This window comes from Deinococcus yavapaiensis KR-236, from assembly GCF_003217515.1.
Taxonomy (GTDB): domain Bacteria; phylum Deinococcota; class Deinococci; order Deinococcales; family Deinococcaceae; genus Deinococcus_A; species Deinococcus_A yavapaiensis.
Window position 1 is genome coordinate 60,857 of record NZ_QJSX01000009.1, and the last position, 24,552, is coordinate 85,408.

Annotated in this window: 23 protein-coding genes, 1 tRNA gene and 1 pseudogene; 10 read left to right on the top strand and 15 right to left on the bottom strand. The window is 64.0% G+C overall.

Annotated elements, in window-relative coordinates; genetic code table 11:
- Positions 1–148 precede the first annotated feature (148 nt).
- From DES52_RS12185 to DES52_RS12195, 3 genes are all read left to right on the top strand, one after another.
- Positions 149–4,033 (top strand): DEAD/DEAH box helicase, encoded by a 3,885-nt coding sequence (locus tag DES52_RS12185; RefSeq protein ID WP_110887097.1) that lies wholly within the window; start codon positions 149–151, stop codon positions 4,031–4,033.
- Positions 4,030–4,590, top strand: a complete 561-nt coding sequence (locus DES52_RS12190; protein ID WP_110887098.1) for a hypothetical protein — start codon at positions 4,030–4,032, stop codon at positions 4,588–4,590. The genes DES52_RS12185 and DES52_RS12190 overlap by 4 nt, the downstream gene beginning before the upstream one ends.
- A gap of 117 nt (positions 4,591–4,707) precedes the next feature.
- Entirely contained in the window at positions 4,708–5,178 is a 471-nt protein-coding gene (locus tag DES52_RS12195) for a hypothetical protein (RefSeq protein WP_110887099.1), read from the top strand.
- 123 nt (positions 5,179–5,301) lie between these two features.
- On the opposite strand, the gene DES52_RS23300 is transcribed toward DES52_RS12195, so the two are convergent.
- On the bottom strand, positions 5,302–5,451 hold the full coding sequence (locus tag DES52_RS23300; protein WP_342767083.1) for a M48 metallopeptidase family protein: 150 nt from the start codon (positions 5,449–5,451) through the stop codon (positions 5,302–5,304).
- A 619-nt stretch (positions 5,452–6,070) separates the two neighbouring features.
- On the opposite strand from DES52_RS23300, the gene DES52_RS12205 reads away from it, so the two are divergent.
- From DES52_RS12205 to DES52_RS12215, 3 genes are read left to right on the top strand one after another with little or no spacing between them, the layout of a single operon-like run.
- Positions 6,071–6,313 carry a hypothetical protein gene (locus DES52_RS12205; RefSeq protein WP_110887100.1) on the top strand — a complete coding sequence of 81 codons (243 nt, stop codon included), beginning with the start codon at positions 6,071–6,073 and terminating at the stop codon, positions 6,311–6,313.
- 42 nt (positions 6,314–6,355) lie between these two features.
- Positions 6,356–7,351, top strand: a complete 996-nt coding sequence (locus DES52_RS12210; RefSeq protein WP_110887101.1) for a GIY-YIG nuclease family protein — start codon at positions 6,356–6,358, stop codon at positions 7,349–7,351.
- Positions 7,348–8,304: a GIY-YIG nuclease family protein gene (locus tag DES52_RS12215; protein ID WP_110887102.1), complete on the top strand. Its 957-nt coding sequence runs from the start codon at positions 7,348–7,350 to the stop codon at positions 8,302–8,304. The genes DES52_RS12210 and DES52_RS12215 overlap by 4 nt, the downstream gene beginning before the upstream one ends.
- 39 nt (positions 8,305–8,343) lie before the next feature.
- On the opposite strand, the gene DES52_RS12220 is transcribed toward DES52_RS12215, so the two are convergent.
- Complete coding sequence (locus DES52_RS12220; RefSeq protein ID WP_110887103.1) at positions 8,344–9,090, bottom strand: AIM24 family protein; 747 nt, start codon at positions 9,088–9,090, stop codon at positions 8,344–8,346.
- A gap of 375 nt (positions 9,091–9,465) precedes the next feature.
- Entirely contained in the window at positions 9,466–11,421 is a 1,956-nt protein-coding gene (locus tag DES52_RS12225) for a hypothetical protein (RefSeq protein WP_110887104.1), read from the bottom strand.
- 1,205 nt (positions 11,422–12,626) lie between these two features.
- Here DES52_RS12225 and DES52_RS12230 point away from each other — a divergent pair.
- Both DES52_RS12230 and DES52_RS12235 read left to right on the top strand, forming a co-directional pair.
- On the top strand, positions 12,627–13,481 hold the full coding sequence (locus tag DES52_RS12230; RefSeq protein ID WP_110887105.1) for a DUF7669 domain-containing protein: 855 nt from the start codon (positions 12,627–12,629) through the stop codon (positions 13,479–13,481).
- 204 nt (positions 13,482–13,685) lie between these two features.
- A complete protein-coding gene (locus tag DES52_RS12235) occupies positions 13,686–15,584 on the top strand; it encodes an Ig-like domain-containing protein (RefSeq protein WP_110887106.1) in 1,899 nt (632 codons plus the stop codon).
- 55 nt (positions 15,585–15,639) lie between these two features.
- Here DES52_RS12235 and DES52_RS12240 read toward each other — a convergent pair whose 3' ends face one another.
- The 5 genes and pseudogenes from DES52_RS12240 to DES52_RS12260 form a co-directional block, all read right to left on the bottom strand.
- Positions 15,640–15,879, bottom strand: a complete 240-nt coding sequence (locus tag DES52_RS12240; protein ID WP_110887107.1) for a DUF3467 domain-containing protein — start codon at positions 15,877–15,879, stop codon at positions 15,640–15,642.
- Entirely contained in the window at positions 15,876–16,799 is a 924-nt protein-coding gene (locus tag DES52_RS12245; RefSeq protein WP_110887108.1) for a site-specific integrase, read from the bottom strand. The genes DES52_RS12240 and DES52_RS12245 overlap by 4 nt, the downstream gene beginning before the upstream one ends.
- A 1-nt stretch (position 16,800) precedes the next feature.
- A complete protein-coding gene (locus DES52_RS12250; RefSeq protein WP_170131034.1) occupies positions 16,801–17,298 on the bottom strand; it encodes a tyrosine-type recombinase/integrase in 498 nt (165 codons plus the stop codon).
- Between the two features lie 193 nt (positions 17,299–17,491).
- Positions 17,492–17,797, bottom strand: a pseudogene (locus tag DES52_RS23745) (site-specific integrase); the annotation flags it as partial.
- Between the two features lie 95 nt (positions 17,798–17,892).
- Positions 17,893–17,982, bottom strand: a tRNA-Ser gene (locus DES52_RS12260).
- A gap of 165 nt (positions 17,983–18,147) precedes the next feature.
- Here DES52_RS12260 and DES52_RS12270 point away from each other — a divergent pair.
- Positions 18,148–18,414 (top strand): hypothetical protein, encoded by a 267-nt coding sequence (locus tag DES52_RS12270; RefSeq protein WP_146237278.1) that lies wholly within the window; start codon positions 18,148–18,150, stop codon positions 18,412–18,414.
- Between the two features lie 22 nt (positions 18,415–18,436).
- Positions 18,437–18,742 (top strand): DUF4157 domain-containing protein, encoded by a 306-nt coding sequence (locus tag DES52_RS12275; RefSeq protein ID WP_211317922.1) that lies wholly within the window; start codon positions 18,437–18,439, stop codon positions 18,740–18,742.
- Here the strand turns inward: DES52_RS12275 and DES52_RS12280 are convergent.
- The 7 genes from DES52_RS12280 to hspR form a co-directional block, all read right to left on the bottom strand.
- A complete protein-coding gene (locus DES52_RS12280) occupies positions 18,739–19,788 on the bottom strand; it encodes a flavin-containing monooxygenase (RefSeq protein WP_110887112.1) in 1,050 nt (349 codons plus the stop codon). The genes DES52_RS12275 and DES52_RS12280 overlap by 4 nt on opposite strands.
- A gap of 4 nt (positions 19,789–19,792) precedes the next feature.
- Complete coding sequence (locus tag DES52_RS12285) at positions 19,793–20,233, bottom strand: hotdog fold thioesterase (RefSeq protein ID WP_245900964.1); 441 nt, start codon at positions 20,231–20,233, stop codon at positions 19,793–19,795.
- Complete coding sequence (locus DES52_RS12290; RefSeq protein WP_110887113.1) at positions 20,230–20,919, bottom strand: HAD family hydrolase; 690 nt, start codon at positions 20,917–20,919, stop codon at positions 20,230–20,232. Before DES52_RS12290 ends, DES52_RS12285 begins: the two co-directional genes overlap by 4 nt.
- On the bottom strand, positions 20,916–21,506 hold the full coding sequence (gene purN, locus DES52_RS12295) for a phosphoribosylglycinamide formyltransferase (protein ID WP_110887114.1): 591 nt from the start codon (positions 21,504–21,506) through the stop codon (positions 20,916–20,918). Before purN ends, DES52_RS12290 begins: the two co-directional genes overlap by 4 nt.
- Entirely contained in the window at positions 21,503–22,876 is a 1,374-nt protein-coding gene (locus DES52_RS12300; RefSeq protein WP_110887115.1) for a dipeptidase, read from the bottom strand. Before DES52_RS12300 ends, purN begins: the two co-directional genes overlap by 4 nt.
- A gap of 46 nt (positions 22,877–22,922) precedes the next feature.
- Positions 22,923–23,774 carry a metallophosphoesterase gene (locus tag DES52_RS12305; RefSeq protein ID WP_170131035.1) on the bottom strand — a complete coding sequence of 284 codons (852 nt, stop codon included), beginning with the start codon at positions 23,772–23,774 and terminating at the stop codon, positions 22,923–22,925.
- Between the two features lie 103 nt (positions 23,775–23,877).
- Positions 23,878–24,552 (bottom strand): heat shock protein transcriptional repressor HspR, fused homodimer type (gene hspR / locus DES52_RS22965; RefSeq protein WP_170131036.1); only part of this gene is annotated, 675 nt, incomplete at its 5' end.

The window sequence follows — 24,552 nt, forward strand, 5'->3', positions numbered from 1 at the left end:
CTTTGGTTGTGGTGCTTGCCGCCCGATCATAGCAACGCGCGACTTGCTGAACGAACCTTTGAGGCAGCCGAACATGAAAGGAAAATAAATTAGCAGCAGGCGAATGTGGCCCATCATGCGTTCTCCTGTGTTCTGATAAGGCTGTCACATGTTCTCAACGTCGCCTTGGCAGTTGGTGTACCACTTGTGCGGCCTCACAGTCTTAGGATCTACGCCGCAACAACCTCTTGGAGCTGTCCCCGCGCCGGTACGCGCGGCATTGCTGCACAGCGCCCTTCAACTCGACTCCAGCGTCCTTGAAGCGGAATTCGTTCGCACGCCTTTGCTGTTCGGGGCGGGCGAGCACGTCGGCGTTCGGGCGTGGCGTTTCACAGGGGCACGCCCGGGAACGCTGCGTGACCGTCAACGTCGCGCTTCCACACGTACGTACGCATCGCTCGACGACTTCATTCGAGCCCACGACCTGACCCGGCCGACGAGCGGCTCGGACGAGCACTTCGCGGAACGCATCTTCTTGGAGGAAGCGTTCGTGCCTGCCTTTGGCCTGCACGGCCTGAGCCTCCTCACGCCACAAGAACGCTTCACGGACTCCCTCGGCAAGGCGCGCCGCATCGACTTCGCATTGCACGGAGACGTGAAGTACGCCATCGAGATCGAAGGCGCGGCGTACCACGCCCGAGACCGCGTCACACCGGAGGTCTTCGAGGACGAGAAGAGCCGACAGCGAGACTTGGGCGCGCACGGCTACCGCTACGTGCCGTTCACGGTCAACGACATCCGCTCGGGACGCGCGGAAGCCGTTCTGAACGAGCTTGCCATGATGGACGCGACCCTCGGCCGAGTGTGGCGCGCGCACGACCAAGGGCTCTCGGAAGGGCCGAGCGACGCGAAGATCACGTCTTTACTCGAAGGAGTGCCGCAGGCGTTCGCGCGGACGCAGACAGCCTTGCTGGCCTTGCTCGCCGAGACCACGGATCGCGGCGACGCTGAACTTCACGTTGTGGATGCACAGGCCGCCTCCCCCGTCATCGGCTTGGCCTTGCTCGACCTTGTCGCTTGCGCCGAGCGGATCTTCGCGTTGTACGGCCAGCAGGTGCGGCTGCCTCGCATTCACCTCACCGTGCATCGCCCCGCGGACGAGGCGTTGTACCGCAGCGTCCTCGAAGCGTTCCTGGGCGAGTCGCTGCAACCGAACGCGGCGACGCCCGACGCTTGGAGCACGCCGTTCAACGTGACGTTCTCCAACGACCCTCTGGACGTTGATGCGGCCGACGTCGTGCTGGCTCCGAAGCCGTTTCCATCGCGGCGCCCGGTTCTCTTGCCGCACGACCTCGACGCTCGGTCCCACGCGCTGCTCGCCCAAGTGGGGCGCACGCCGCCACTGCAAGCGCAGCCGGTGAGTCCGCAGCGTGACGTGCTCGACTTCTTCGCTCGTCGCTTCTTCGGCGTGCCGGAACTCAAGCCCGAGCAGTTCAAGCTCGTCGCGCGGGCATTGCGTCAAACGTCCGGGCTGGGCTTGCTGCCGACAGGGTTCGGGAAGTCGCTCGTCTTCCAGTTGTTCGCGCTGCTGATTCCTCGTACGTCCCTCGTCATCAGCCCGCTCAAGGCGTTGATTCGCGATCAAATTCACGGACTCCACCGTCAAGGTCTCGTTTGTGCCGAGTCGATCAGCTCGACCGACTCGAAAGCCGCGAAGGAAGCCAAACTCGACGGGTTCCGCACGCACGCGTACCGCTTGCTGTACGTCGCGCCCGAACGCTTGCAGATCAAAGGCTTTTACGAGGAGTTGCGCGCATCCATGAGCAACACGCCGGTCGGCGCGCTCGTCGTGGATGAAGCGCACTGCGTGTCCGAGTGGGGCCATGACTTCCGCCCGGCGTACTTGCAGATCGGCCGTTTGCGGACGTTGCTGCGCGAAGCGTCTGGTCGGGACGTGCCGATCATCGCCCTCACCGCGACGGCGTCCGCGCCGGTCCGTGCGGACGTGCTGCGAGTGCTCGGCCTCGACGAGGGTGACGTCGAGCAGTTGGCGAGCAGCGACCGACCCACCATCAGCCTCTCGGTACACGCGTTGAACGACAGCCCGTACCGTTCGAAAGCAGACTTGCTCGCTCACGTGGTGCATGACGTCGTGCCGAAGGCGCTGCGCATGAAGTACGAGGACATCGTGCCGCTCCGGGCGAGCGAGCGTTACGAGCACGCGGGCGTGGTGTTCGCGGTGTACGCCAACCCGCACGGCAAGTCGAGCGTCTTCGAGGGCGTGCACGCGATCGCCAAGAGCGTGCGCGAACGCTTGCTGCACGATCCGGCCATGGTGAACGTGCACGCCAGCTCATCGCCGTCGTACTGCCCGGAGTGCAACTCAACGATGTTCGTCTCCGCGTCCCCCAAAGAAATCCGCGCGGCTGGGCACGCGTTCAAGTACGGTTCGCGTTGCCTGGAGTGCGACAGTGTCTTTCAACGCGCCGTGTACGACGACGAGTGGGAAGAGAAAGTGCTCGCCACGCAAGACGACTTCGGCGACAGCCGCTTTCCGTTGCTCGTCGCCACGAAGGGCTACGGCATGGGCATCGACAAGCGCAACATCCGCTTCATCGTGCACCACGCCCTTTCGTCCGGCCTCGAAGGCTACTACCAGGAAGCCGGGCGCGCGGGGCGTGACGGCGCGCACGCGCACGCCGCGCTGATCTACGCGCCACCCACGGAAAGCTGCTGGTCGCAGCACCTCTCCAAGGACGGGCGGCCACCGTGCGTCACGGACGAGCGGAACTTCAAGTTCCACAAGTGCCCGTTCGGGCTCGAAAGCTTGTGCGATTACGGACGGCAAGCGCGTTTCGTGCAGGAAAGCTACCCGGGCGTCGAGCACGCCGTCGAGCAAGTCGAGAAGACCTTGGAGCGCGTGGTGAGCGGTCAAGCGATCGAGACGGACGACGACGAGGACCTCAAGCACACGCAGCTCAGCTTGTACCGCCTGCAGCAACTCGGCGTGCTGCGCGGGTACGCGCTGCAGTACACCAGCTTGCGGCGCGTACGATTCCACATCGACCTCAACCCCGCCTGGACTGTCGACAGCGTGCGAACGGAGCTGGAAGACTTGCTGCGGCAAAGCGGCACGCCCGACCCCGCCAAGGTGATGGCGCCGGTGCTTCCACGCGTCAGCGCGGACGGCAAAGAGCGACGACGCGTGAACGCGGCGAGCGCGGGCGAGAACAAGCTCGACGTGCTGCGCAAAGCCCTCACGGTGCTGCTCGACGAAGTGTACCGAACGGTGCCGCGCATGCGGTACCAGATGCTCCGCAACGAGTTGGCGTACGCGCGCAGCCGCCGAGACGGCGTGTGCCGCCGCGTCGTCATCCGCGGCATCTTCGACACGATCGATCACATCGACCAGAACACGTACAACTGCGGGTTTTGCGACGTGTGCGTACCCGACTTGCAGTTCAAGCAGACGTCCGCGACGGTGCCGACGCGTGACGTGCACATCGAGCAAGTGGCGCGCGAACTGCACCAAGTCATCGAGACGTTCGACCCGGCGTCGCTTCGCAAAGTCGCGGAGCTCGCCGTGGAGCACGGCGCCACCATCGGCATTCTGGCGCGCGCCACGCACATTCTGGAACGGGACGGCACGAACTTGTCCGCGTTGTACCTCGCCGGCGACCTCAGCGCGCACCGCCCGGGTCAGCAGGAAGCGGCGCTCGACTACCTGCGGTTTGGCTTCGAGGAAAGCGCGCGTCGCGGCACCGACCGAGACGCTGTCAGCTTGTTCTACGAACGCGCCCGCGACGTCAACCCCGACCACGCCTTTTCGTGGATCGTCACGTCCGGCAGTCCCTTCGACACGGGCCGCGCCGACGACTTGAAGTACCTCGAAGGCGAAGCGACCCGCACGTTCGGGGAAAGTTCAACGTCAAGCCGCGCACTTCGAGCGCGACGCTCCACCCTTCAACTCGGCGAGCTTCGAACCGCTTTGCAGCGTGACGTTCTCATGCCGCTCGCCGACCTCAACGCTGCCTTGCAGGAGATCACCGCATGACCCACCCGACTCGACTCGACGCGCTCGATTCGCTCGAACGCGACGTGCAAGAAGCTTTCGCCCTCATTCAAGAAGCCGCGTCCCAGGTGCGGCAACTCGCCGAGGTGCGCGCGAAGTTCACGGGCCTCGCCGAGTCGTACGACGAGATGAAGCGCGTCACGACGCAAGCCACCGGGGCGCTCTCGGACGCGCAAGCCGTCCTCGACCACGCCCGAGGTGACTTGCAGCGCCTTCAACTCGGCGTCGAGCAGGAGATCGACGCCGTCAAGTTCGCACAACGCGAAGGACAAGCGCGCGTCGAGCAGACGCTGACCGAAGCGCAGCAAGCGTGGCAGCGCGCGCAGGACGCTTTGACTGCACGCTTGGCTCAGCAGTTCGACGCGCACCGCGCCAATGTACAAACGGAAGTCGGCACGTTGACGAGCGAGCTCAAGGCGCGATCCCAAGCCTTGGACAACTTGAACGCGCAGCTTGCCGAAGCGAAGCGTCTGAGCACGATCGCCTTGGCCGGCGGCGTGATCGGCGCGATTCTCGGTTTGCTCGGGCTGCTGTTCTAAGGCGCCTTTGAAGGTACTGCCCTCCTTTTCCGCGGCCCACCAGCCAACTCGGCACGTCGCTCCACATTTGTGCCGCGAAAGTAGGAGGGCGCGTGCTACACCCGGGTTGGAGGGCACATGAAAAAGCTCGCAGCAACGCTGGCATTTCTTCTGCTGGCCGCACCGGTCGCAGCGCAGAGGATGACGCTTGGCGCATTCAGGTTTGTGCAGGAGTCCGATCCGATCACGGACAAAAACGCCAGTTACGCTTACACGGATGGACTGGTGGATAGCGACACTGCCTTGCACTTGTGGTGCCAAGAGGGTGAACTGACTGTCGCCTTCGATCCATCCACTTACCTGGGGCCTTCTTCGTACGACATGTACTGGCGGTTCGACAAAACGCCATCTGTCGGACCGTTCAAATTTGATGAAAGCAAAAAAGGCACGTGGGCGTACATTCCGACGAACATGGTCTCCCGCTTCTTGACAAGTGCCAAGTCGGCAAAGCAAGTGACGCTTCGCGCCAACGATCAGAAGGGAGTTCCTTACACTGATACGTTCGATCTTCGAGGCATTGGTGACGTCTTGAAGCGGCTAAAGTGCTGAGAAGCCCACAACAATAATGGAATGTTGATCGCACAGGCCTGAAATTCATGCAGCTCTTTACGAATTGAATGAGGCGCGGAAAGACGACGGGAACTCACTCTTGGCGGAGCGCTGCGCACCAACTTACCAAGCTTTCCATGCCAACGGCGCGGCGTTGAGTTCGTCTCGCCAACGTTGCCACGTCGGCAGGTGCTGGTCGAGCAAGGCGAGGAAGTGCGCGTTGTGGTGCCGCTCGATCAAGTGGGCGAGTTCGTGCACTACGACGCACTCAATTCAGCGAATCGGTTTGACCGCCCAGCGGCATCGCGCCGTCACCAGCGTCGTACCCGTAGCATTGGTCGCCGTAAGGAGAGCGGCGTTTGTTGAGCCAAGGGGCATCGTCAAAGTGTAATGCAGAACGTCGTTTTGAAAAACGATTGCTGCGGTCAGCACGGCGACGTTCTGACTCGGTCTCAAGACGGCCACGCCTCTAGACGAAGAGACAGCGAATTGATAGGCAGGACCGGGACGGGTCGCGACTTGAAATACGCGTTCCTTGGTGTTGGCCTGCCCTTGCATTTCTCCCAAGGGAGCACGGCGGAACGTTGAAACGTCGGTTCGTGCATTCGTCACGCGTTGCTCGACGCTACCTCGACAGTCAAAGAACCTCACGGCAAAGTGCGTGGTTTGCTGTGCGAATGCCCCTGAGCTTAAGGTAATAACGACCGGCATGATCCAGGCAGGCCGAGCATTCATTACGGCATCTCCTTCTGCGGAAGCGGTGGACGAAGAGGCGAAACTTGTTCTTCCACGGTACAAGATGTCGAGCCACTCAGCATGTCGAGCTTGCAGCCTCTTGTGCAGCAGTCAACTCTCCCCTTTTCGCGTAGGCTCACATGCCTCAGAGGCATCCATGAACGACAATCTCATCGACGCCCTGCGCGACTACCAAGAGGAGCGCCCGTGGGGCTACCGCATGCCCCTCACCGAGCGCCTCATCGAGCTTCTGGAGGGCGGCATGGAGCCGCAAGAAGCGCTCGACGAGATCGAGCGGGACGCACGGATCGCGGACGTGAAAGTCCGCAATCACCAGTGGGGCCGCAACACCAGCTTGCAGAACACCCTCGAAGAACTCAGGGAAGTGGTGCGGCCGTGATCAAATCGCCCGCGCGCTCTGCGGAAGCCTGGTAAGGAGATCATGTCCACTTCCTCCCTGTTCGACTTGACTGCCGACCTCGGCTTCCCCGCCTTTCAAGAGGTGGCGGGACGGCGCTCCGTCGCCGACTTGTACCGCGGCAGCGAGCGGTGCGGTATCTACGTGCTGCACTTCGCCAACGGAGAAGCGTACGCCGGGCAGAGCGTCGACGTCACACGCCGCTTCCACGACCACCGTAAAACCCACCCCGACATCACGCACATGACATTCCGCCGCGTACCCAAACGCCAACTGGATGAAGTCGAGCGTCACGTTATCCACGCGTTGGAGCGCGGGCGGGTGCCGTTGCGGAACATCGTGTTCGCCAGCGTCGTCACGGGAGAGCGCGACCTCGACCTGCTCGTCACACCTGATGAGCAGCGAGCGTGGCTCGACGGGCAGGCGCTTCCCGACGAGGAGACGCGCGTACAAGACGACGATCTTCGCCGTCGCTACCACGCGAAGTTCGAACGACTCAAACGCCACCCCCACTACGAGGAGATTCGCTGGGCGCTCGGCACGTACGTTGCACGTACGATTCCCGCGCCGAAACGCACGGAGCTCACCTTTTGGGCCGTGTCGTGCTTGCCAAGCACGAACAAGACGAGCTTGTCGCGCGTGAACATCAACTTGATGGAGACGCTGATGGTGTTCGACGGGCCCGAGCGACCCGAGTACGCCTGCAACATCGCCCGTACACCCCTCCACGACCGCTGGGGAACCCGTTGGCAGGAGCACGTCGCGTCCTTGGGACTCACCATCGAGAACATCCAGTACCGAACCAGCGGAGAGGATCACGTGTTCCTGTTCGCGCCCACCATCACCAGCGTGGAACGCGCTTTTCAAGACGAGACCGTCGTTCAAGCCATGCGTGCCTTCAACATGCGCCTACTTCGTAAAGGACCCACCGTGTTCTACCGCTACCACTGCTTCGATCTCGCCGACGATCTCTTTTCGCCATTGAACGATCGACCGCCTGGCCGAGGAGGAGCACGATGACCGGGCGCAGCATCCGCATCTTCCTCCCGGACGGCACGCCCGGCAACCTCTTCACCGGCGAGATCATCAACTGGACAGGCCGCGTCACCGTCTTTCCACGCTCCGAGCTCAACCGCTTCCTGAGCCGAGAGGAAAGCGCGCAGCCTGGCGTGTACCTCCTTCTCGGGCAAGACCCGGAAGACCCGAACCGGGACGTCGTGTACGTCGGGGAAAGCGAAAGTCTCGGCGACCGCCTCAAGAATCACGATCGGGACGATGACAAGGCCTTCTGGGAAACGACGTTCGCAGCATCCAGCAAGGACCAGAACCTGACCAAAGCGCATGTTCGGTACTTGGAAGTGCGCCTCATTCAGCTGCTTGTCGAGGCAGGGCGAACCAGCGTGTGGAACACGAAGCATGCTGGCGGCAACGCGAAACTTCCACCACTGCCGGAAGCGGACCGCGCGGACATGGAGTTTTTCCTCGATCAACTCCTGATGTTGCTGCCCGTCGTGGGGTTCGGGCACGCTCGGCCCAAGGTGGCCAGGCCGGCACCGACGACACAGCCGCCTTCCCTGCTTGACCGCGTGGAGGACGAAGCTCGCTTCGTCTTGGAGCAACCCGCGTTCGGCGTGCGAGCGGAAGCGGTGGAAGTCAACGGTGAGTTCGTCGTGCTCGCCGGGGCGACCGCGCGCACGGACGGCGTCGAGTCGTGGGTTCAGTACAAGGCCTTGAGGAAGCAATTCGTCGCGCAAGGAAAGTTCCAGCCAACCCCGGACGGAAAAACCCTGCTGCTGCAAGAAGACACGCCGTTCGGCTCGGTGAGCGCGGCGGCAGCCGTGCTGATGGGCCGGAATGCCAACGGACGGACCGAATGGCGCCAAGCCGGAACGCACCGCACCTACAAGGACTGGCAGGAAGCCAAGATCGGCACGCCCGCATCCGCGGACAGCCTCGATGCCATGTCGTCCTGAGAGGCAAGGCGAGCACTCGGTCGGGTGCTCGCCTTGCCCTTACTTGGTCGTCCTGACCGGACCGAGCGCTTGGTGAATCGGCAGCGTCGGCATCACCCACACGCTGCCTTCGCCGCGGAAACGCTGCACGATCCCCTCGCCGCTGCGACTGCTCGCCAGGAAGCCTTTCGCGGCGCGTTCCGCTGTCACCGTCAACCCGGCGGTGTGCGCGACTGACAAGTTGCCGTCAAGCGTGAGCTCTCCACGTACGCGCACCACGCGGATCTCCGCGACCGGAACAGGCACGCGCAGCATCGCGCGGCCCGTGCCGCTGAGCTTGCTTTGAATCCAACCTTCTCCGCCCAGCAAGGCGTTCAAGGTGCGGTTCACGTGCAGCTTCACGGAGATGGACGCGTCGCACGCGCAGAAGGTGTTGTCGTCGATGACGATCTCCTCCCCGCTGAGCGCCAACGGCAGGTAGTGCTGCAAGCTCGGCTCGGTGTAAATGTCGCCAGTGCCGGTGAAGGTCGTTTTGTAATCGCCGTCGCCGGTGGCGGCGTTCCGCACGGCGCGTGAAATCATGCCGCCGAGGCCGCCGCTTTCCACGGTGAGGGTGATGGGGCCGTCGACGTACTGCATGACGCCTTTTTGCAATTTGATGGCGCTGTCGCTGAGCGTGATCTTGAGTTGCCGGTAGCGTGCGCCCGTCCGAGCGAGCGGGTGGTAGAGAAGCGCCGCTTCCATCGTCGTCGGCGTGAGGGTATCGAAGGTCAGGATCTCGTACTGCGTGGACGTCGTGCCGGTCATGATGCGCTCCTTGTGCTTGTGACGGCATCGTAGCCTTCGGTGAACGCACGCCGCCGCTCAAATGATGACGCGCTCGATCTTGGCCGCCTGCCCGTCCCGCCCGAAGGGACTCAAAGGCCCGCTTCGCCGAGCAGGACGCGCCTTGCACCATCCGCTCGAACAAGCGCTCTTGCCGTTCAGCCAGGCGAGCGCGTCGCGCCCGCAAGCGCTTGAGTCGAGTTTGATGGTTGGGCATGATGTGAGCGCCCTCCAAGTGCGAACGGCGCTACGCGGCGGCAAAGGTGAAGGGGGCGTTTCACCTCCTTCACTCCTGCCGCGCACACGCGCAGGACTTCGTTGCATTTACTGCCATCCCGCTGCGTTGCCACGCTGTTTCTACTTGCCGAGCAGCGCGTCGAGCGCTTGCTGCGCAGCTTCCCTCGAAGGGGCGTACACCACCTGCCGTCTCGTCGACACTGAGCTCTTGACGTTCGTCAGGTTCTCGAACTTCTCCCACCCGTGCTTGGACATCAGCGACTCCAGGTACACCTTGCGCATGTGATGTCCGGCAGGCATCACGTCACGCCAGCGGTACGCGTCGCCGTCGTTCTTCCAACTCACCAACCACGGGTACTTCGACGCGGGGCGCGCCAGGAAGCGCAAGCGTCGCGCGGCCGCTTGCACGATCTCAGGCTTGGCGTTGCCTTTCAGCAAGCCCAACGCTTGCCATGCCAGCAAGGGAGCGCATCCCAGCAACGCCTCCAACTCCGGAGCGAGATGCCGCACGGCGTCACACCATCGAGGTTCGTGCACGCCGCTCTTGAACCGCAAGGTCGGCTGGTACTGTCGAATATCCACGATCGCCGGGTCGTGCATCCACTCCTCGTCGAAGGCGACGATGATGCGCGGCCGATCTTTCGCGTTGTTGGCGTAGTTGAGTTGCCGGCCACGGTTCAAGAGTTGCAAGGCCTCGTTGATTTCGAGCTTTCGCGCCGCTTCGCGGCGTTGAATCGCGTCCATCGGGTACAGGGCCGCCAAGGCGTGCAGTGCGAAGAAGCGTGGGCGCTTGGGGAGGGTCGTAGCGACGACGTCAAAGCCGTCCCACTCGTTCAAACCTCGCTTCCCGAACCAGTGCGTCTGCTTCAACCGCTCGGCCACGCCAGGGTAGAACAGGGCGGCGCGTTCACGCGCTTTGCGCCACGTCGGTCCGCTTGTCGCGGTCGTCTTGTCGGTGAGCAGCAGCACGCCCTTGCTCGACGTCCGGCACAACTCGAACAGTTCCTCGGCGATGTGCAGGTACCGCTGAGGTTTCTTGTCGCCTTTCAAATCCTGGCGGTCGAACGCCAAGTCCCGCGTCACTTCGATGACGAGTCGCGGCGCGGCGCCGTACGACCGAAAGTGCCGTGTGTGCTCAGCGAAGAGCGCTTGGTACAGGTTCTGGTCGGCATACGCGTCGAGGATGATCGTGGGCGGCAGGTCGTGAAGGATGCGGCGTACGGCAAAGCGAAACACGAACTTGCTTTCATCGATGCCCTCGATCCAATACAGGCCAACGCGGGCGCTGTCAGGACGCCTTTCGAAGTCCGTTCGCATCTCCGCCGCCAAGATCGACGCGTCGGGCACGCCCAACGCACGGAGGGTGTCCGCGAATCCCTGCCAATCCGGGACAGGCAGCTCGGCTCGCAGCGCTTGCCAGAAGGCATCGCGGGTCAGCGAGAAGGTGGAGCGCCGCGTGATGCGGTTGTCGAGCTCGTCAGCCAGGCTGCGCAAGCCTCCCTTCTTGGCGAGCGTCAGCAGTTTCTGCACAGCCTTGGAGACGTTGTCGAGCGCCAATTGTCCTGTTTTCAAGGTCGTCAGCGAAACGTGTACTTCGTTCTCCCACAAGTCGTTGACGTGCAGCAACGCGTTGATGGGGTCTTCGTCGCAGATCAGCAGTTGCGCTTGTCGGAGGCACGCCATCTCCTGTGTGGGTGAGGCGGCGTAAATCAACGGGAGGTGCGCGTGGCTGACGATCTTGACGTGCGGTTGGCCAGCGGGCCACTTGAACTGCGCCTCGTACCGCGACTGCGCGTTCTTCGGCGGGCGTTTCTGGGTGGATTTGATGCCGAAGTGCTTTTTACCGAGAACGCGAACGACGCTGACGCCGTCTTCTCGTAAGTACCGCTCGCATTCCGCGCCGAGCGAGGTGTCTTCGACCGTGTCTTGCGTGGCCCACAGGACCCGGGAGATGGTCGACGTCTGGAAATAGTGCTGAACGGCTTTCCGCATGTACTTGCTTTTTCCACCGCCGGGCGGCGCTCGTACGATGTACAGCTCCTTGCTGGCAAGCGCGTCTTGGATGACAGTGATCATGTTTCTCTCTGTGACGGACAAGTTCTTCTCCCTTTTATTTTAGCTTTCTTGCGTCCTGGACGACGTTTTCCCGTTTTCATTGCTTCCAAACTGCCAGCCTTGGTGTACTCCGCTCGTCATGGATCAGAGACACCACAGAACCGGACCATCACCCCTGCTGGCTCTCAGTTCTTCCTGTCGAGCAATCTTCTCTTGGTTCCAATGCGGCCCGTCAGGGCCAATTCACGCAGCGCGAAGCGCGGAGTGAATCAAGGGGCATCCAACAGCAACCAGGAAATGTAGCATTCGCGGAACAATCGTCCGTAGAAACGTGAGGCACCCTGACCTGCGCCACTCCCCTGCTGGCTGCAGTGTGACTCAGAGGTTCAACCGTTCCGCTTCCGGCTCATTCGAGCCGTTCGCGGGCGCTTCGCGCAGTCTGCAACGAACACGACAGCCGTACCTCAGGAAGAGAGCGCTCGCTTCGAGACCATCGAATCCTTCAATACGCCTCACCTTCTGGCGCCGGCAGGCGCCCTCAAGGTCCGAGCAGCACCTTTCGAGCGTCATCCCTGCTGGCCCGACCCCCCCAACGCATTCAGCAGCCAGCAAGGCGAGAGGCGCCGAAAGTACGCGACGGTCAGCAGAGCGCGCCGAGGAAGACTCCCTTCCCTGCCTCATCTCCTTGCGCACCTCATGACTCTGGCGCCGGCAGGCGCCCTCGGTCCGCACGGAGGCCTTCGAAGAGCGCATGACTCTGGGCGCGGCAGCGCCCTTTAGAAGGCGCCTAGCCCCATCCCGCGCAGCGAATCGACCCTCGGCCCCGGACGAGCATGGCGAGGGAAGTCCACCAGGACGCTTTGCCTGCAATCTCTGCGCGCGGCAGCGCCGAGCGGCTCGAACGAGCACATTCTGCGTCTATTGGACGAGATGACCCGAGCTGAATTCGAGCCACGCGTTGAATGACACGACGTGCCTGTGGAGTGGGAGGGTGCGGAGCCGCGCCGCGGAGCGTAAGAACGCTTCGGGTGGATCATTGACGCGTGTGGGTGCGGACGCGATGAACATGGTGGCTCGCCGCACATGCAGGGGTAGGGGGGCGCTTTTCGTTGAAAGGGGGGTCGCGATACCCCTTGGAGCTCTCGTCGCATGAAAGGGTGTTTCCTGGGCAAGAGCTGCCATCTCGCCGCGTCCTACAAGTACGCTAGACAGCAAAGGAGCACGCCATGCCGACGAACGAACCGCCGAACTGGATGGTCCTACGCGACGCCGCCCAAAAGCTCACGCACCGGGGTCTCACGCCGTTCACTCGCAGCCAGCTCATCGCGACCGTTCACGAACGCTACCCGGATCGAGGCGAAAGCTCTCTCAACCCGATGATTCAGGGCATGACCGTCAACTTGAAAGGCGGCGCGCCTGGCGGGATCGGCAAAGAAATCTTCCGCTCGGTTGGACGTGGCTTGTTCGAGTTACTCGAACCGCCCGCACGGAGCGCGACGCAAGAAGTAACTCCGGGGGCCATCACGCTACAGGCTCACGCCTCTGGGAGTGAGAACGGAGCTGCGACCATTCACCCAGTGCGAGAGCAACGCGTCGACGTGACCGCGAAGCGGCACCACGTTTGGAACGGCACCGCTGAGTGCGACGAAGTCAGCCTCCGCTCGTCGAACTTGTACCTTGCTCGGCGCGTCAACCGGCACGCGGTGCTGGCGTACATGCAGTCGCTGTTCCTTCCGGCGCTCGGCCTGATCGTCAACCGCTTCTTCGAGCGTGACGGGAGCCCGCACTGGCAGTGGTTCGTGGACGTCGCCCACATCCAGCCCGGCGACACCATTTGGCTGGCTCGGGACTTCTACCTCGACGTCGTGATCGAACTCGACGGGACCTTGCGCGTGGAGGACACGGACGAGTTCATTGCGGCCGTGCGTGAAGGGCACCTCACCGCGCAGGAAGCCGAATTCGCCCTCTCGGTGACGCACGACCTCATCAACGCGCTGCAGCGCCATGGCAACTCAATGGCCACGTTTTTGGAAGAGCATGGCGTCGCGTTCCCGGACGCAACTCCACTTGCGTCGCCTTGAAATGATCGGGATCACCAGCATCCCCGGCTTGCACTGAGCAGCGAAAGCCAAGCCTGCAAGCGGCAACAACTTCAGAGGAAGCGGCATCCGCCGTCCTTGCGTTTCCCGGTGAGCATGACCACGGCATTTGCCCTCCTGTAGTCTGGTCAAACCTATATCGTTGCTTAGGTCTCCACAACGGCCGCTGAAAGGACGACAAGAACTGTGAGCCGAACTTCGAACGCCTTCCACCGCACCGCTCAACTCGGCGGGCTACTCACCCTCGCCCTCACGGCGTGCGGCAAAGCACCACAGCCGAGCACCCAGGCGGCGTACGCCCCTGTCAAACTCACCGCGCCCCTCCCAGCGCTCAGCACGCAAGGCGTCCAGCCCCAAGGCGTTCCGCAAGGCACGACGAGCGCTGAACTCAATGTGTTCGACGGCGGCACCGAACTCCTCTTCGACGCGAACGGGTACCCGTCTGCCGCTGGCAGCCGCCTCACCTTCACGCCTGCGCAGTCCACGAAGACCGTGTTTCTGCCCGTCAACAAGAACTACGACTTCAAGATCAAAGCGCTCGACGACCGCACGCCCGCCAACACCCTCGCTTACGGCGAGAAGCTCGGCGTCAACATTCCGACGAGCGGCGCCAGCGTCAACCTCACGCTGCGGTCGATCATCCTCAACGCCTCGCTTCGAACGTTGCTCGGCGTGCGTGCCGTCGATCCTGGGCAAATCGTGGACGTCGGCTTGAGCGTCGTCCCCCAAAACCGCATCGACCTTCTCGTTCCCGAAAGTGATTACACCGTCACGTACAGCGTCCAGAACGGCTCCATCGTGCAGCAGAACGGCACGAATGTCGAATCGAAGCGGGGTGTGCGCGTGCAAGCGTCCGGTGAAGGTCAGCTGACCGTGACGGCGGAAGTCACGGGCTTGTTCGGCCCTGGAACCGGCACTGAAGCGACGCTCTCGACGGTCCTCGGCATTCCGGTGAACGACGTGTCGAGCGGCATCGGCGTCGACATCACGCCCCCCGCGATCACCTTCGACGTCGCCGCGAACCCCACAGCGGGCTCCCCTGTCACCCTGAGTGGCAACATCAGTGACGACGTGGGCGTGCAGAAAGTCGAAGTGTACGACGGCGTCGCCAAGATCGGTGAAGCGAACCTCGGCGCTTCGACGTGGGGTATGACGTGGACTCCGAGCGCAGGTGATCACGATCTGCAAGTGCTTGCCTACGACGCTGCCGGGAACGTTGGGCGTGCCCGCAAGTTCAGCACCACGCGCTTCACCAGCATCACGCGGAGCGAGTCGGGAAGCATCGCGGACTTCGCCGCGAAGGGCGAGTACGGCGTCATTGCGACGGGCAACGTGAAGGTGTTCAAGCAAAGCGGCGGGATCTGGACCGAGCAGGCCACGCTTGGCATGGGAACGTACGTCGACACCGACGGCCTTAACGTCATTTCTGGTGACGGCAGTGGCGTGACGATCTACCGTCAAAACGGCACGTGGACGAACGAAGCTTCCTTCCCTGTCGGAGTGACGGAGGCCAACCGCATTGGTGTGAGCGGCGATTACGCGGTGGTCGGCTCGCCGTCCCAAAACGGCAACAAGGGCGCCGTGTTCGTGTACAAACGCAGCGGCGGCACGTGGTCTGAAGCGGCGCGCCTTGACAGTGCAGCAAGCACTGCCGAGGGCTTCGGCACGGCCGTGAGCATCAATGGCACCCGCCTCGTCGTGGGCGCGCCCAGCGCTTTGAACGGCGGTGTCGCGTACGTGTACGAACTCAACGGAGGCGCGTGGACGCTCTCGGACACCCTCTCCCCTGGAACGAGCGGCAACTTCGGGTTGTTCGTCGACGTCCTTGGCAATCGCGTCCTGGTCGGCTCGTCGAGCGCCACGGCGGTGTTCAACAAGTCCACCGTTTGGAGCAAGACGATGATCACCATGGGTGGACGGCTCGATCAAGACGCGTTCCACTTGTCGATCGGCGGGAACATCTACCGGTTGTTCGAACGAGCGTGGGTTGACGTGACCGCGTACGGTTCGATGGTGGCGTTCACGCAAGATGGCGCCATGACCTACAGGGCCAACTTCCCGGCAGAAACGTCATTCCGACGGTAAGCTCATCAGCCTGTTCAAAGGGAAGGCTTTGGCCTTCCCTTTCGCGTGCTTGGCTTTACTTCATCGGTCCGTGGCGCATCTGATGGTGCTCAAGTAGCTCTCCGATGCGGTCGTGCAAGTTCTTGAGGTTCGTCGGCGTCATGACGATCTTCGCGACGAGCGACGCCTCGGGTTTGTCGGATGGGCCTTCCGCGAAGCAGAAGTTGAGCAGCACCTCGTCCCGGGTCGTGTCGAGGACGGCGAAGTTGGCGTAGAGAGGCTTGATGTCGCTGGGAACGCGGATGTTTGTGGTCATGAGTTCCTCCTTGACTTGAGGGTTTTGAGAGGCGGGCGAGATGGTGGGTCGTTCCGTAACAGCTGCCGTGCGGGGCTGTGGCGTTCGTGCTCGGCGCGCAGCTCCTCGAAATCGACGACGTTCGAGATGGGCACGTTCCGCACGCGGATCATGTGGCCGAGGCGACGCGACAAGTACACGCTGTCCGGCCCGAACGGATGCGTGGAGTACCGTAGGTACTGCCGGACGTAGGCCAGCTGGAATTGCCCCGGTGCGAGGAAGGGACGACGTGCGGTCTTCCCCACCGCTCGCACCACGCGGTGCACGTCCGCCACGGTGAGGGGTGCGCCGTGAACGTCGGAGAGCAGGAACTCAGACGTCGACGCGCGTTGCCAGGCAAGCATCTTCTCGGCGAGCTTGCCTTGCAGTTGCATCTCCGCTCGTTGCCCCTCGAAGGTCGGGCCGTACAACAGTCCGGCGTCGATGTCGACGTCCTGCCACGTCAACGCGACGAGGGCGCTCGAACGCCACCCCGCAAACCACAGCAAGGTGATGAGGCGTTCGGCGTCGTGTCGACGCGCTGCGCCGATGAGGGGCAAGAGATCCGCTTCCGTCATTGCTGGCCGTCCCGTTCCCACGGGCTTGCGCAGTTCGAAGCGGCCGAGGTCGTGTCGAGTGTATCCGCGGGCGTGGAACCAACGCAGGACATGCTCCACGCCGCGCCATGCTGGCCACCACGTCTCGTCTTCGACGTGCTCCTGCCGAAGGAAACGAAGGTACAACTGGGCTGTCTGTTGGCTTGGGAACGCGCGACGGCCCGCGAAGGCCGTGAAGCGCGCCCAGGCGTCGCGGTACCACGTCTCCCCGGCTGGCGTGAGCCCTTGGGCTTGACGTTCGGTCAGGAAGGCTTCGAAAGCCCGTGTGGGCGTCGTTCTCGGCATCTCAGCCCTCCCCGTTCACGGTGCGCATCGGGGAGGCGCGTCGGTGCGCTTGCTTGAGGTCGTCGCCGTTCAGGAGCGCGTAGCGGTTGCTCATCTCCAGCGACGTGTGCCCGAAGATGCGCTGCAGCGTGAACACGTCCCCGCCGTTGCGGAGGTACTGCACGCCGAAGCCGCGGCGGAAGGCGTGCGCGCTGAGGCGCGGCAAGTCGGCGAGGCGGCACAAGCGGTCGAGAAGCTTGTCGAGGGTCGCGCGGGCCATCGGTTCACCGTTCGCCAGGAACAGCGTGCGGTGTGGTGCGTCTTCGTCGCGCTCGGTGGTGACGTACAAGCGGATCGCTTTGATGGTGCCGCGTTCGACGGGCACGGCGCGGCTCTTGCCGCCTTTGCCGTGCCGCACGACGACGTAGCCTTCGGGTTTGACGTCGGTGAGGTCGAGGGCGGCGAGTTCGGACGCGCGAACGCCCGAGTCGAAGAAGTAGGGTGATGATGGCGGTGTCACGCAGTGGATTGCGGGAGTGCGTCTTGATGGCGGCGAGGAGTTTCTTGACGTGCTGCGGTCGAACGACGGGCAGGTCTTGCTGCGGCAACTTCGGGAGTTGCATGCGTTTGGTGACGTCGGCGTCCAGGTACGACTCGGCGTGTGCCCAGCGCAGCAGGGTCTTGAGGGGGCGCAGTCGGGTGTGCGTGGCACCGGCGGAGACGTCGGTGAGGCAGGACGCGGCGTACGCGCGGATCACGGCGGGCGTGACGTCTTTGATCTGAGTGAAGCCTTGCTGGCGCGCGAAGCGCTGGAAGACGGCGAGGGCGTTGCGGTACGCCGTGAGGGTGTTTCTGCTGTGTCCGCGGCTTTCGCAGTCGAGCAGGAATTCTTGCGTGACGACGTCGAGGGTGGTGAACATGGCACTCCTTTCGAGGTCGAACTCGGCTTGTGGGGTCACGCTTGAGGGCGTTTTGTCTTCACGCTTCGGCGTTTTTGGACCGAGTTCAACGACGCTCATGAGGAGAATTCACCTTCGAAGCACGCTGTCGTTCCTTTTGAAAACTCTTCGTCTGGAACAAAGAAAAAACCCGCAGCTCGGCTGCGGGTTTCATTTGGCGGAACGGGAGAGATTCGAACTCTCGGTACGGTTGCCCGTACACACGCTTTCCAGGCGTGCCCCTTCAACCACTCGGGCACCGTTCCAGCATTAGGAAGAGTAGCGTGAACGGCGGGGTTGTGCAAGAGGCGGCAAAGGACGCTCTGCCTCTTGGCGGTGCCTTTACATCTGAAGGTCGTGAAGGCACTCTTGCACGAGGGCGGCGGGACGGTCGTTAGGGTGGGGTCATGGCGACGTATCGACTTGCTTGCATGGAGCAGCCCTGCCTGGAATTGGCCGCTCGCCTGGACGATCTCGTGCATAGTTTCGAAGCTCGTCATGGAGTTCGCGTGACGTTCGAATCTCGGCCCGAAGGATGCGGAAAAGCCGTTCCGTTCGCGTTGCTGCTGTTCGATTCGGCGAACGCCTTGACGGACGTGGATCTGGACGAGCTTCGGGCGGCCGTGATGCGCCTCGGCATCAATTGCCATGACGTCTTGGCGCTGGGACCGAGCGTTCTCAGTCATCCGGTCCTTTGAGGTCGGATGGTAAGCTCGAAGCGTGGTCCCCTTGCCGCCCGGGGTGAAGATCGTGACGCGATCACCGCTCGCGTTTTGCGCGAAATTCGTGTTGCGTACGCGCGCCGTGGCCATGGTCGTCGGTCGAACGATTCATGTCAGCGGCGCGTCTAGGGAAGCGTTTTCGAGCAGCGACGGTTGGGTGCGCCATGAGTTGGTGCACGTCGAGCAGTTCGAGCGGTACGGCTTTTTGCGTTTCCTGGCGCTGTATCTGCTGGAGTCGGCGCGGCGCGGCTACGTGAACAATCGCTTCGAAGTCGAGGCGCGCGAGCGATCCGGCTTCGGCTAACGCCGTCGTTGCAGCGCGCGCACGACAAACGCGGCGTCGAGACCGGCGCCGCGCAGGGTGCCGGAACTCGTGGAGCGCTGCCCCGGAAGGCCGACGTAGTAGAGGCCGGGAACGCGCGTGCTCAGACCGAGGCGTTGGTACGGCTCGCCTCGGTCGTCGAGGGCGCCGAGGCCACGAAGGAATTCCAAGTTCGGACGGTAGCCGGTCGCGAAGACGACGACGTCGACTTGTTCTTCCGTTCCGTTCGGCCAGACGACGCCCCGGCGAGAGAAGCGTTCGAACATGGAGCGCTGATCGAGGTGGCGGCGCTCGAAGGCCGCTCGGTACTTGCCGGTGTCGTAGACGACGGTCGGGGTGGGAAGGCGTCCGAACCGTCCGAGCGGAAGATGCTCGACATGCGTGGGGGCCGCCCAGTCGAGGATGTCGCGTCCAAAAATTCGCTGAGGCACCCAGCGAACGTTGCGGCGCACGGCGAGGGTCACGCGCGCGACCCGGGCGAGTTCCACGCCGATTTGCACGGCGGAGTTCGCCGACCCGACGACGATGACTCGCTTTCCCTCGAAGTCGGCGGGTCGGCGGTAGGCGGACGAGTGCAGAACGAGTCCTTGGAACGCGCTCCTCCCCGCGATGATCGGCACGAAGGGACGACGAAAGGCGCCTGTCGCGGCGATGACGTTGCGCGCCCTCCAGGTTCGTCCGTCGTCGGCATGCACGGTGAACGTCGCGCCTGCTCGGGTGATCCCCTGGACGTACGTTTCGAGTTCGATCCGAAGGCCGAAGGTGAGAGCGTAACGCTCCAAGTAAGCGATGACTTCGTCTCGCGTCGGGTAGCGGTCGGGGTCGCCGAAGTAGGCGAGGCCGGGCAGCGCCGAGTGGCGTGCGGGCGAGAAGAGCGTGAGGGAGTCGTAGTGACTCGGCCACGATCCGGTGGGGCGGCGTCCCGTCTCGAGCACCGTGTAGTCGAGGCGGGCGTTCGCGAGATGGTAGGCGGTCGCCAGGCCGGACGGGCCCGCCCCGACGATCACCGCGTCGAACACGCGCGACATGAGGTCAGCTCATGGGAACGATGGCGAGGGTGCACCTCGACACGCAGACGAGCTTGCCTTGTTCGTCGTGAATCTCGATGCTCCACACGTGGGTGGTGCGTCCCCGGTGGATGGGCGTGGCAGTCGCCGTGACGACGCCGTCGCGCTTGGCGCGCAGGTGGTTCGCGTTGATCTCCAAGCCGACGGCGCCTTGGCCGCTCGCCGCGACGTTGAGGTACGCGCCGAAGCTCGCGACGGTCTCGGCGAGTGCGACGGACGCCCCGCCGTGCAGCAAGCCGAAAGGTTGGTGCACGCGCGGCCCGACCGGCATGCGAGCGACGACTTTGTCCTTGCCGGTTTCGATCATCTCGATGCCGAGGGTCGCAAGGAGTGTGTGAGGCATGGGGTCCTGCAGTTGCCGAGTAAGCGCTTGAAGGTCGTCGGACGAATGGTCGGATGCGTTCACTTGCGGTCTCCTTGGATGGTGCCGAGGACGCGCCAACCGCGCTTCTCGGCGAGGCGGGCGAGCTCGCGGTCGGGATGCACGGCGATCGCATGCCGAGCGAGGCGCAGCATGTACTCGTCGGGAGCCGTGTCGCCGTACGCGGCGTACAACTCGGCGCCGTGCAAGAAGCGCAGGAGGTCGTGCGCCTTCGACTCGCCCACGCGGACGAGGCCGACGACACCGCCCGTCAGGTGCCCGCGCGCGTCGAAGTCGAGCGGGGTTCCGAGGGCGAGCGCATCGACGCGCGCGGCGAACGCTTCGAGAACGGGTTGGTACGTACCCGACGCGAGGACGACGACGCGGCCTTCCTCGCGGTGGCGGCGTAGCTCGTCGAGGACGTCTTCGCGGCGATTGGGCCAAAGGTCTCGTTCGACGACGTCTTCGGCGATTTCGCGAATGTCGTCGCGGGTCACGCCCCGGAGAAGCCTCGGAAGTTCGGCCACCCAGCTTTGCCGCACGCGTTGCACGTCGAGCACGCGGGCTCGTGCGAGCAGCACGGCGGGCAGCTTGCGAGCGAGGAAGCCGCGCACCTTGCCGCCTTGGCCTCGTTCGCGCAGGACGCGCAGCATGCCACGCCACGTCTCGCCTGTCGTGAGGGTTCCTTCGAGGTCGGAGGCGACGAAGGCCTGGGAAGCCCGCGCGTTCACGACGCGGACCGTTCGTGCGCGCGCGCGAGGCGCGCGAGTACGCTCACGAGCAGGGTCTGCTCGGCCGCTTGCACTCGGGCGCGCAACGTTTCGACGGTGTCGTCAGGCTCGACGGGCACCGGGGCGCGCGCGAGCACCTCGCCGGTGTCGTAACCGCCGTCGACGAGGTGCACGGTCGCGCCCGACTCCGTCTCGCCAGCCTTCAGGACGGCTTCGTGGACTCGGTCGCCGTACATGCCGCGTCCTCCGAACTTCGGCAGGAGGCTCGGGTGGACGTTGAGGATGCGTCCTTCGAAGGCCCGCAGGACGCGCGGGCCGACGGGGCGCATGTAGCCCGACAAGACCACGAGGTCATTGTCGGCCGCGCGTATCGCTTCGCACATCGTCTCGTCGAGGTCGTGGGGATGCGTGACGGTCGAGAGGTGCAGGGCTCGCAAGCCCGCCTCGCGGGCGAAGGCGAGGGCGGGGCTGTGCGAGTTGTTGCTGATGACGAGCGTCGGCGTGGCATTCAAACGTCCTTCTCGACACGCCCGCACGACGGCCCGCATGCCCGAGCCGCCGTGGGACGCGAGGAAGGCGAGGTTCACGCGCTCGACTCGCCGAGTTCGCGCAGCAGGTACGCGCTCGTCAAGATGCCGTTGTGGTAGTCCGAGAGGGCGAACGATTCGTTCGGGGAGTGCGGAGCGTCCTCGTTGAGACCCATGTCGACGAGCAGGACGGGCGCGCCGAGCACCGCTCGGAAGTCCGCGACGATGGGAATGCTGCCGCCCGTGCGCGCGAAGGCCGCCTTCGTGCCGAACACCTTGTGCAGGGCGCGGTCGGCGGCGGCGATGAACGGCGAGTCGAGGTCCATGGCGACGGGTTGGCCGCCGTGCAACTCGATCACCTCGACGGTCGCTCCCTCGGGCGCCAAGCTCTTGATGTACGACGCGGCGAGCTTGGTGATGCGCTCGGGGTCTTGACCGGGCACGAGGCGCATGGAGATCTTCGCGCCCGCCTTGGCGGCGATGACGGTCTTGCTGCCTTCTCCTTGGTAGCCGCCCCAGATTCCGTTCACGTCGAGGGTCGGTCGGCCCCACAAGCGCTCCAAGGTGGTGTAGCCCGCCTCGCCGGGCAAGGCGCTCACGCCGATGCTCGCCGCGAACTTCTCGTCGGAGTGCGGCAAGCTCGCCCACATGGCGCGTTCGTTCTCGGTGAGGGCTTGGACGTCGTCGTAGAAGCCGGGGATGGTGATGCGGCCTCGATCGTCCTTGAGCTTGGCGATGATCTGCGCGAGGGCGTTGATGGGGTTCGGAGCGGCGCCGCCGTACGCGCCCGAGTGAAGGTCGCGGTTCGCGCCTTGCACGCGCACCTCGATGTACGCCAAGCCGCGCAGGCCGTACGTCACCGTCGGGACATCGGACGCGAAGCGCGAACCGTCGGAAATCACGACGACGTCGCACGCGAGTTCTTCTTGGTGTTCGCGCAGGTACGCGCCGAGGCTCGGCGAGCCGATCTCCTCCTCGCCTTCGAGCAGGAACTTCACGTTCACGGGCAGTTCGCCGCGTGACAGCAGCAACTCGACGCCTTGGACGTGCGCGAACGCTTGGCCTTTGTCGTCGGTGGAGCCGCGCGCGTAGATGCGGCCGTCGCGCACGGTCGGCTCGAACGGAGGCGACAGCCATTCTTCGAGGGGCGCTTCGGGTTGCACGTCGTAGTGGCCGTAAATCAGCACGGTGGGCTTGCCGGGCGCCTGCAGACGCTCGGCGTACACGACGGGATGCTTGGCGGTGTCGTCGACGCGGGCGGTGAAGCCGAGGCGGGCGAGCTTGCCTTGCAAGAACTCGGCGGCGCGGCGCATGTCATCTTTATGCTCTTCTTGCGCGGAGACGCTGGGAATGCGAAGAAGGTCGAAGAGTTCGGCGTCGGCGGCGTTCGTGTCGAGGTGAGGGCGCAGATCGTGGTCGGATGCGGTCATGCGGGGATGATACCAATCCGCGGCGGCCTTGGCCGTTCGCGACTCTTCAGCTGGGGCGGCCCACGGTGCGGTCCAATTTCGGCTTGACGATCTTGTCGATGCCGCTTTTGCCGAGCCGCACGAGGAAGCCGGCGCTGCGATGGTACGCGAGGCCGCCGTCGACGTTGAGGCACGTTCCCTCGGCGTACAGCAGGGGGCTGTGCACGAGTTGCGGCTCGACCGACAGGACGTACGAGATCGGCGTGTGGCCGTGTACGAGGCGCTCGCCGCCGTACGTGGCGAGCATGGTGAGCGCGCGGCTCGACCCGCCTTCCTCCATGAACACTCCGCGCTCGGAAAGGTCGCGTACGAGCGCGTCGAGGACGATGGGGTCGTTCGAGCCGAGGGTGTTCCACAAGGCGACGTTGACGCTTTGAAGGTCGCGTCCGTAGCGCAGGTACGCGTCGGTGTCGGCGTGCAAGAAGAGGTACGGCCCGAGCCGCACCACGCCGGGACGCTTGCGCAGCCACTCCAGGTGGCGAGGTTGCAGACGCTGCAAGTCGCTCGTCTGCCCGCGGTTGAGGCGCCAGCGCTCCAGGAACGATCGCCCGCGGACGTCTCGCCATTCGCTGCCGAACGTGTACGCGCCGATCAGCAAAGGCTCGTGGTTTCCAAGCAGGACGTACACGCGTCCGCCCGCCGCCGCCGCTTCATGCTCGAGGCGCATGAGGTACTCGACGACGCCCACGCCGTCCGGACCGCGATCGACGAGGTCGCCGACGGACACGAGGACGTTCACGCCGCCCACCCAGAAACCGGCCTCGTCGACGAGGCCGGCGCCGTGCAGAAGGCCTTGAAGCTTCGAAAGCTCGCCGTGAACGTCCCCGACGACCCACAAGGCGCGCGTGAGCGTCGTCACGTCCGTCCTCGCAGCGCTTGAGTTGAAAGTGGAGGAAACGACCGAAAGTCCTTCAAGTTCTTCCAGGGTACCGCACCGAGGGGCTGGTCGCCACCGAGGCGGCTCAGGACGAGACGGTGTCTTCCGCGTCGCCTTCGGGAACGTCGGCGGGCAGGGCTCGCCACTGCGTCATGCGGTCCGTGAGGTCGCTTTGCAGACGCTCGATGGCGCCTTCCATGCGGCCGCGCGCCGAGTCGAGTTGATGACGAAGGCGCATGATTTCCTCGACGCCGGCGAGGTTGACGCCAAGTTCTTGGGTGAGACGGCGGATTTCACGCAGGTGCTCGATGTCGCGCTCCGAGTACAGGCGGGTCTTGCCGCTCGACCGTCCGGGGCGGATCAGTCCCTTGCGTTCGTACAACCGCAACGTCTGGGGATGCATGTCCACGAGTTGCGCGGCGATGGAGATGACGTACACGGGGCGATCGAGCGGATCGGCGGATTCGGGACCGTTGCCGAGGGCGCGCTCGCGCAGGATGCGCTCTTGCAGTTCACCCTCGAGGCGCTCGATTTCGCCTTCGAATTGGTCTTGCAAGTCGTCGAGTTCGTGCTGAAGGCGCATGACTTCCTCGACGCCGGCGAGGTTGACGCCGAGTTCTTGGGTGAGACGGCGGATTTCACGCAGGTGCTCGATGTCGCGCTCCGAGTACAGGCGGGTCTTGCCGCTCGACCGTCCGGGGCGGATCAGTCCCTTGCGTTCGTACAACCGCAACGTCTGGGGATGCATGTCCACGAGTTC

Excerpts from the sequence above, each read along its gene's own strand:
- DES52_RS12185 (WP_110887097.1), top strand. The coding sequence starts at position 149 with ATGTTCTCAACGTCGCCTTGGCAGTTGGTGTACCACTTGTGCGGCCTC.
- DES52_RS12190 (WP_110887098.1), top strand. The coding sequence starts at position 4,030 with ATGACCCACCCGACTCGACTCGACGCGCTCGATTCGCTCGAACGCGAC.
- DES52_RS12195 (WP_110887099.1), top strand. The coding sequence starts at position 4,708 with ATGAAAAAGCTCGCAGCAACGCTGGCATTTCTTCTGCTGGCCGCACCG.
- DES52_RS12205 (WP_110887100.1), top strand. The coding sequence starts at position 6,071 with ATGAACGACAATCTCATCGACGCCCTGCGCGACTACCAAGAGGAGCGC.
- DES52_RS12210 (WP_110887101.1), top strand. The coding sequence starts at position 6,356 with ATGTCCACTTCCTCCCTGTTCGACTTGACTGCCGACCTCGGCTTCCCC.
- DES52_RS12215 (WP_110887102.1), top strand. The coding sequence starts at position 7,348 with ATGACCGGGCGCAGCATCCGCATCTTCCTCCCGGACGGCACGCCCGGC.
- DES52_RS12220 (WP_110887103.1), bottom strand. The coding sequence starts at position 9,090 with ATGACCGGCACGACGTCCACGCAGTACGAGATCCTGACCTTCGATACC.
- DES52_RS12225 (WP_110887104.1), bottom strand. The coding sequence starts at position 11,421 with ATGATCACTGTCATCCAAGACGCGCTTGCCAGCAAGGAGCTGTACATC.
- DES52_RS12230 (WP_110887105.1), top strand. The coding sequence starts at position 12,627 with ATGCCGACGAACGAACCGCCGAACTGGATGGTCCTACGCGACGCCGCC.
- DES52_RS12240 (WP_110887107.1), bottom strand. The coding sequence starts at position 15,879 with ATGACCACAAACATCCGCGTTCCCAGCGACATCAAGCCTCTCTACGCC.
- DES52_RS12245 (WP_110887108.1), bottom strand. The coding sequence starts at position 16,799 with ATGCCGAGAACGACGCCCACACGGGCTTTCGAAGCCTTCCTGACCGAA.
- DES52_RS12270 (WP_146237278.1), top strand. The coding sequence starts at position 18,148 with ATGGAGCAGCCCTGCCTGGAATTGGCCGCTCGCCTGGACGATCTCGTG.
- DES52_RS12280 (WP_110887112.1), bottom strand. The coding sequence starts at position 19,788 with ATGTCGCGCGTGTTCGACGCGGTGATCGTCGGGGCGGGCCCGTCCGGC.
- DES52_RS12300 (WP_110887115.1), bottom strand. The coding sequence starts at position 22,876 with ATGACCGCATCCGACCACGATCTGCGCCCTCACCTCGACACGAACGCC.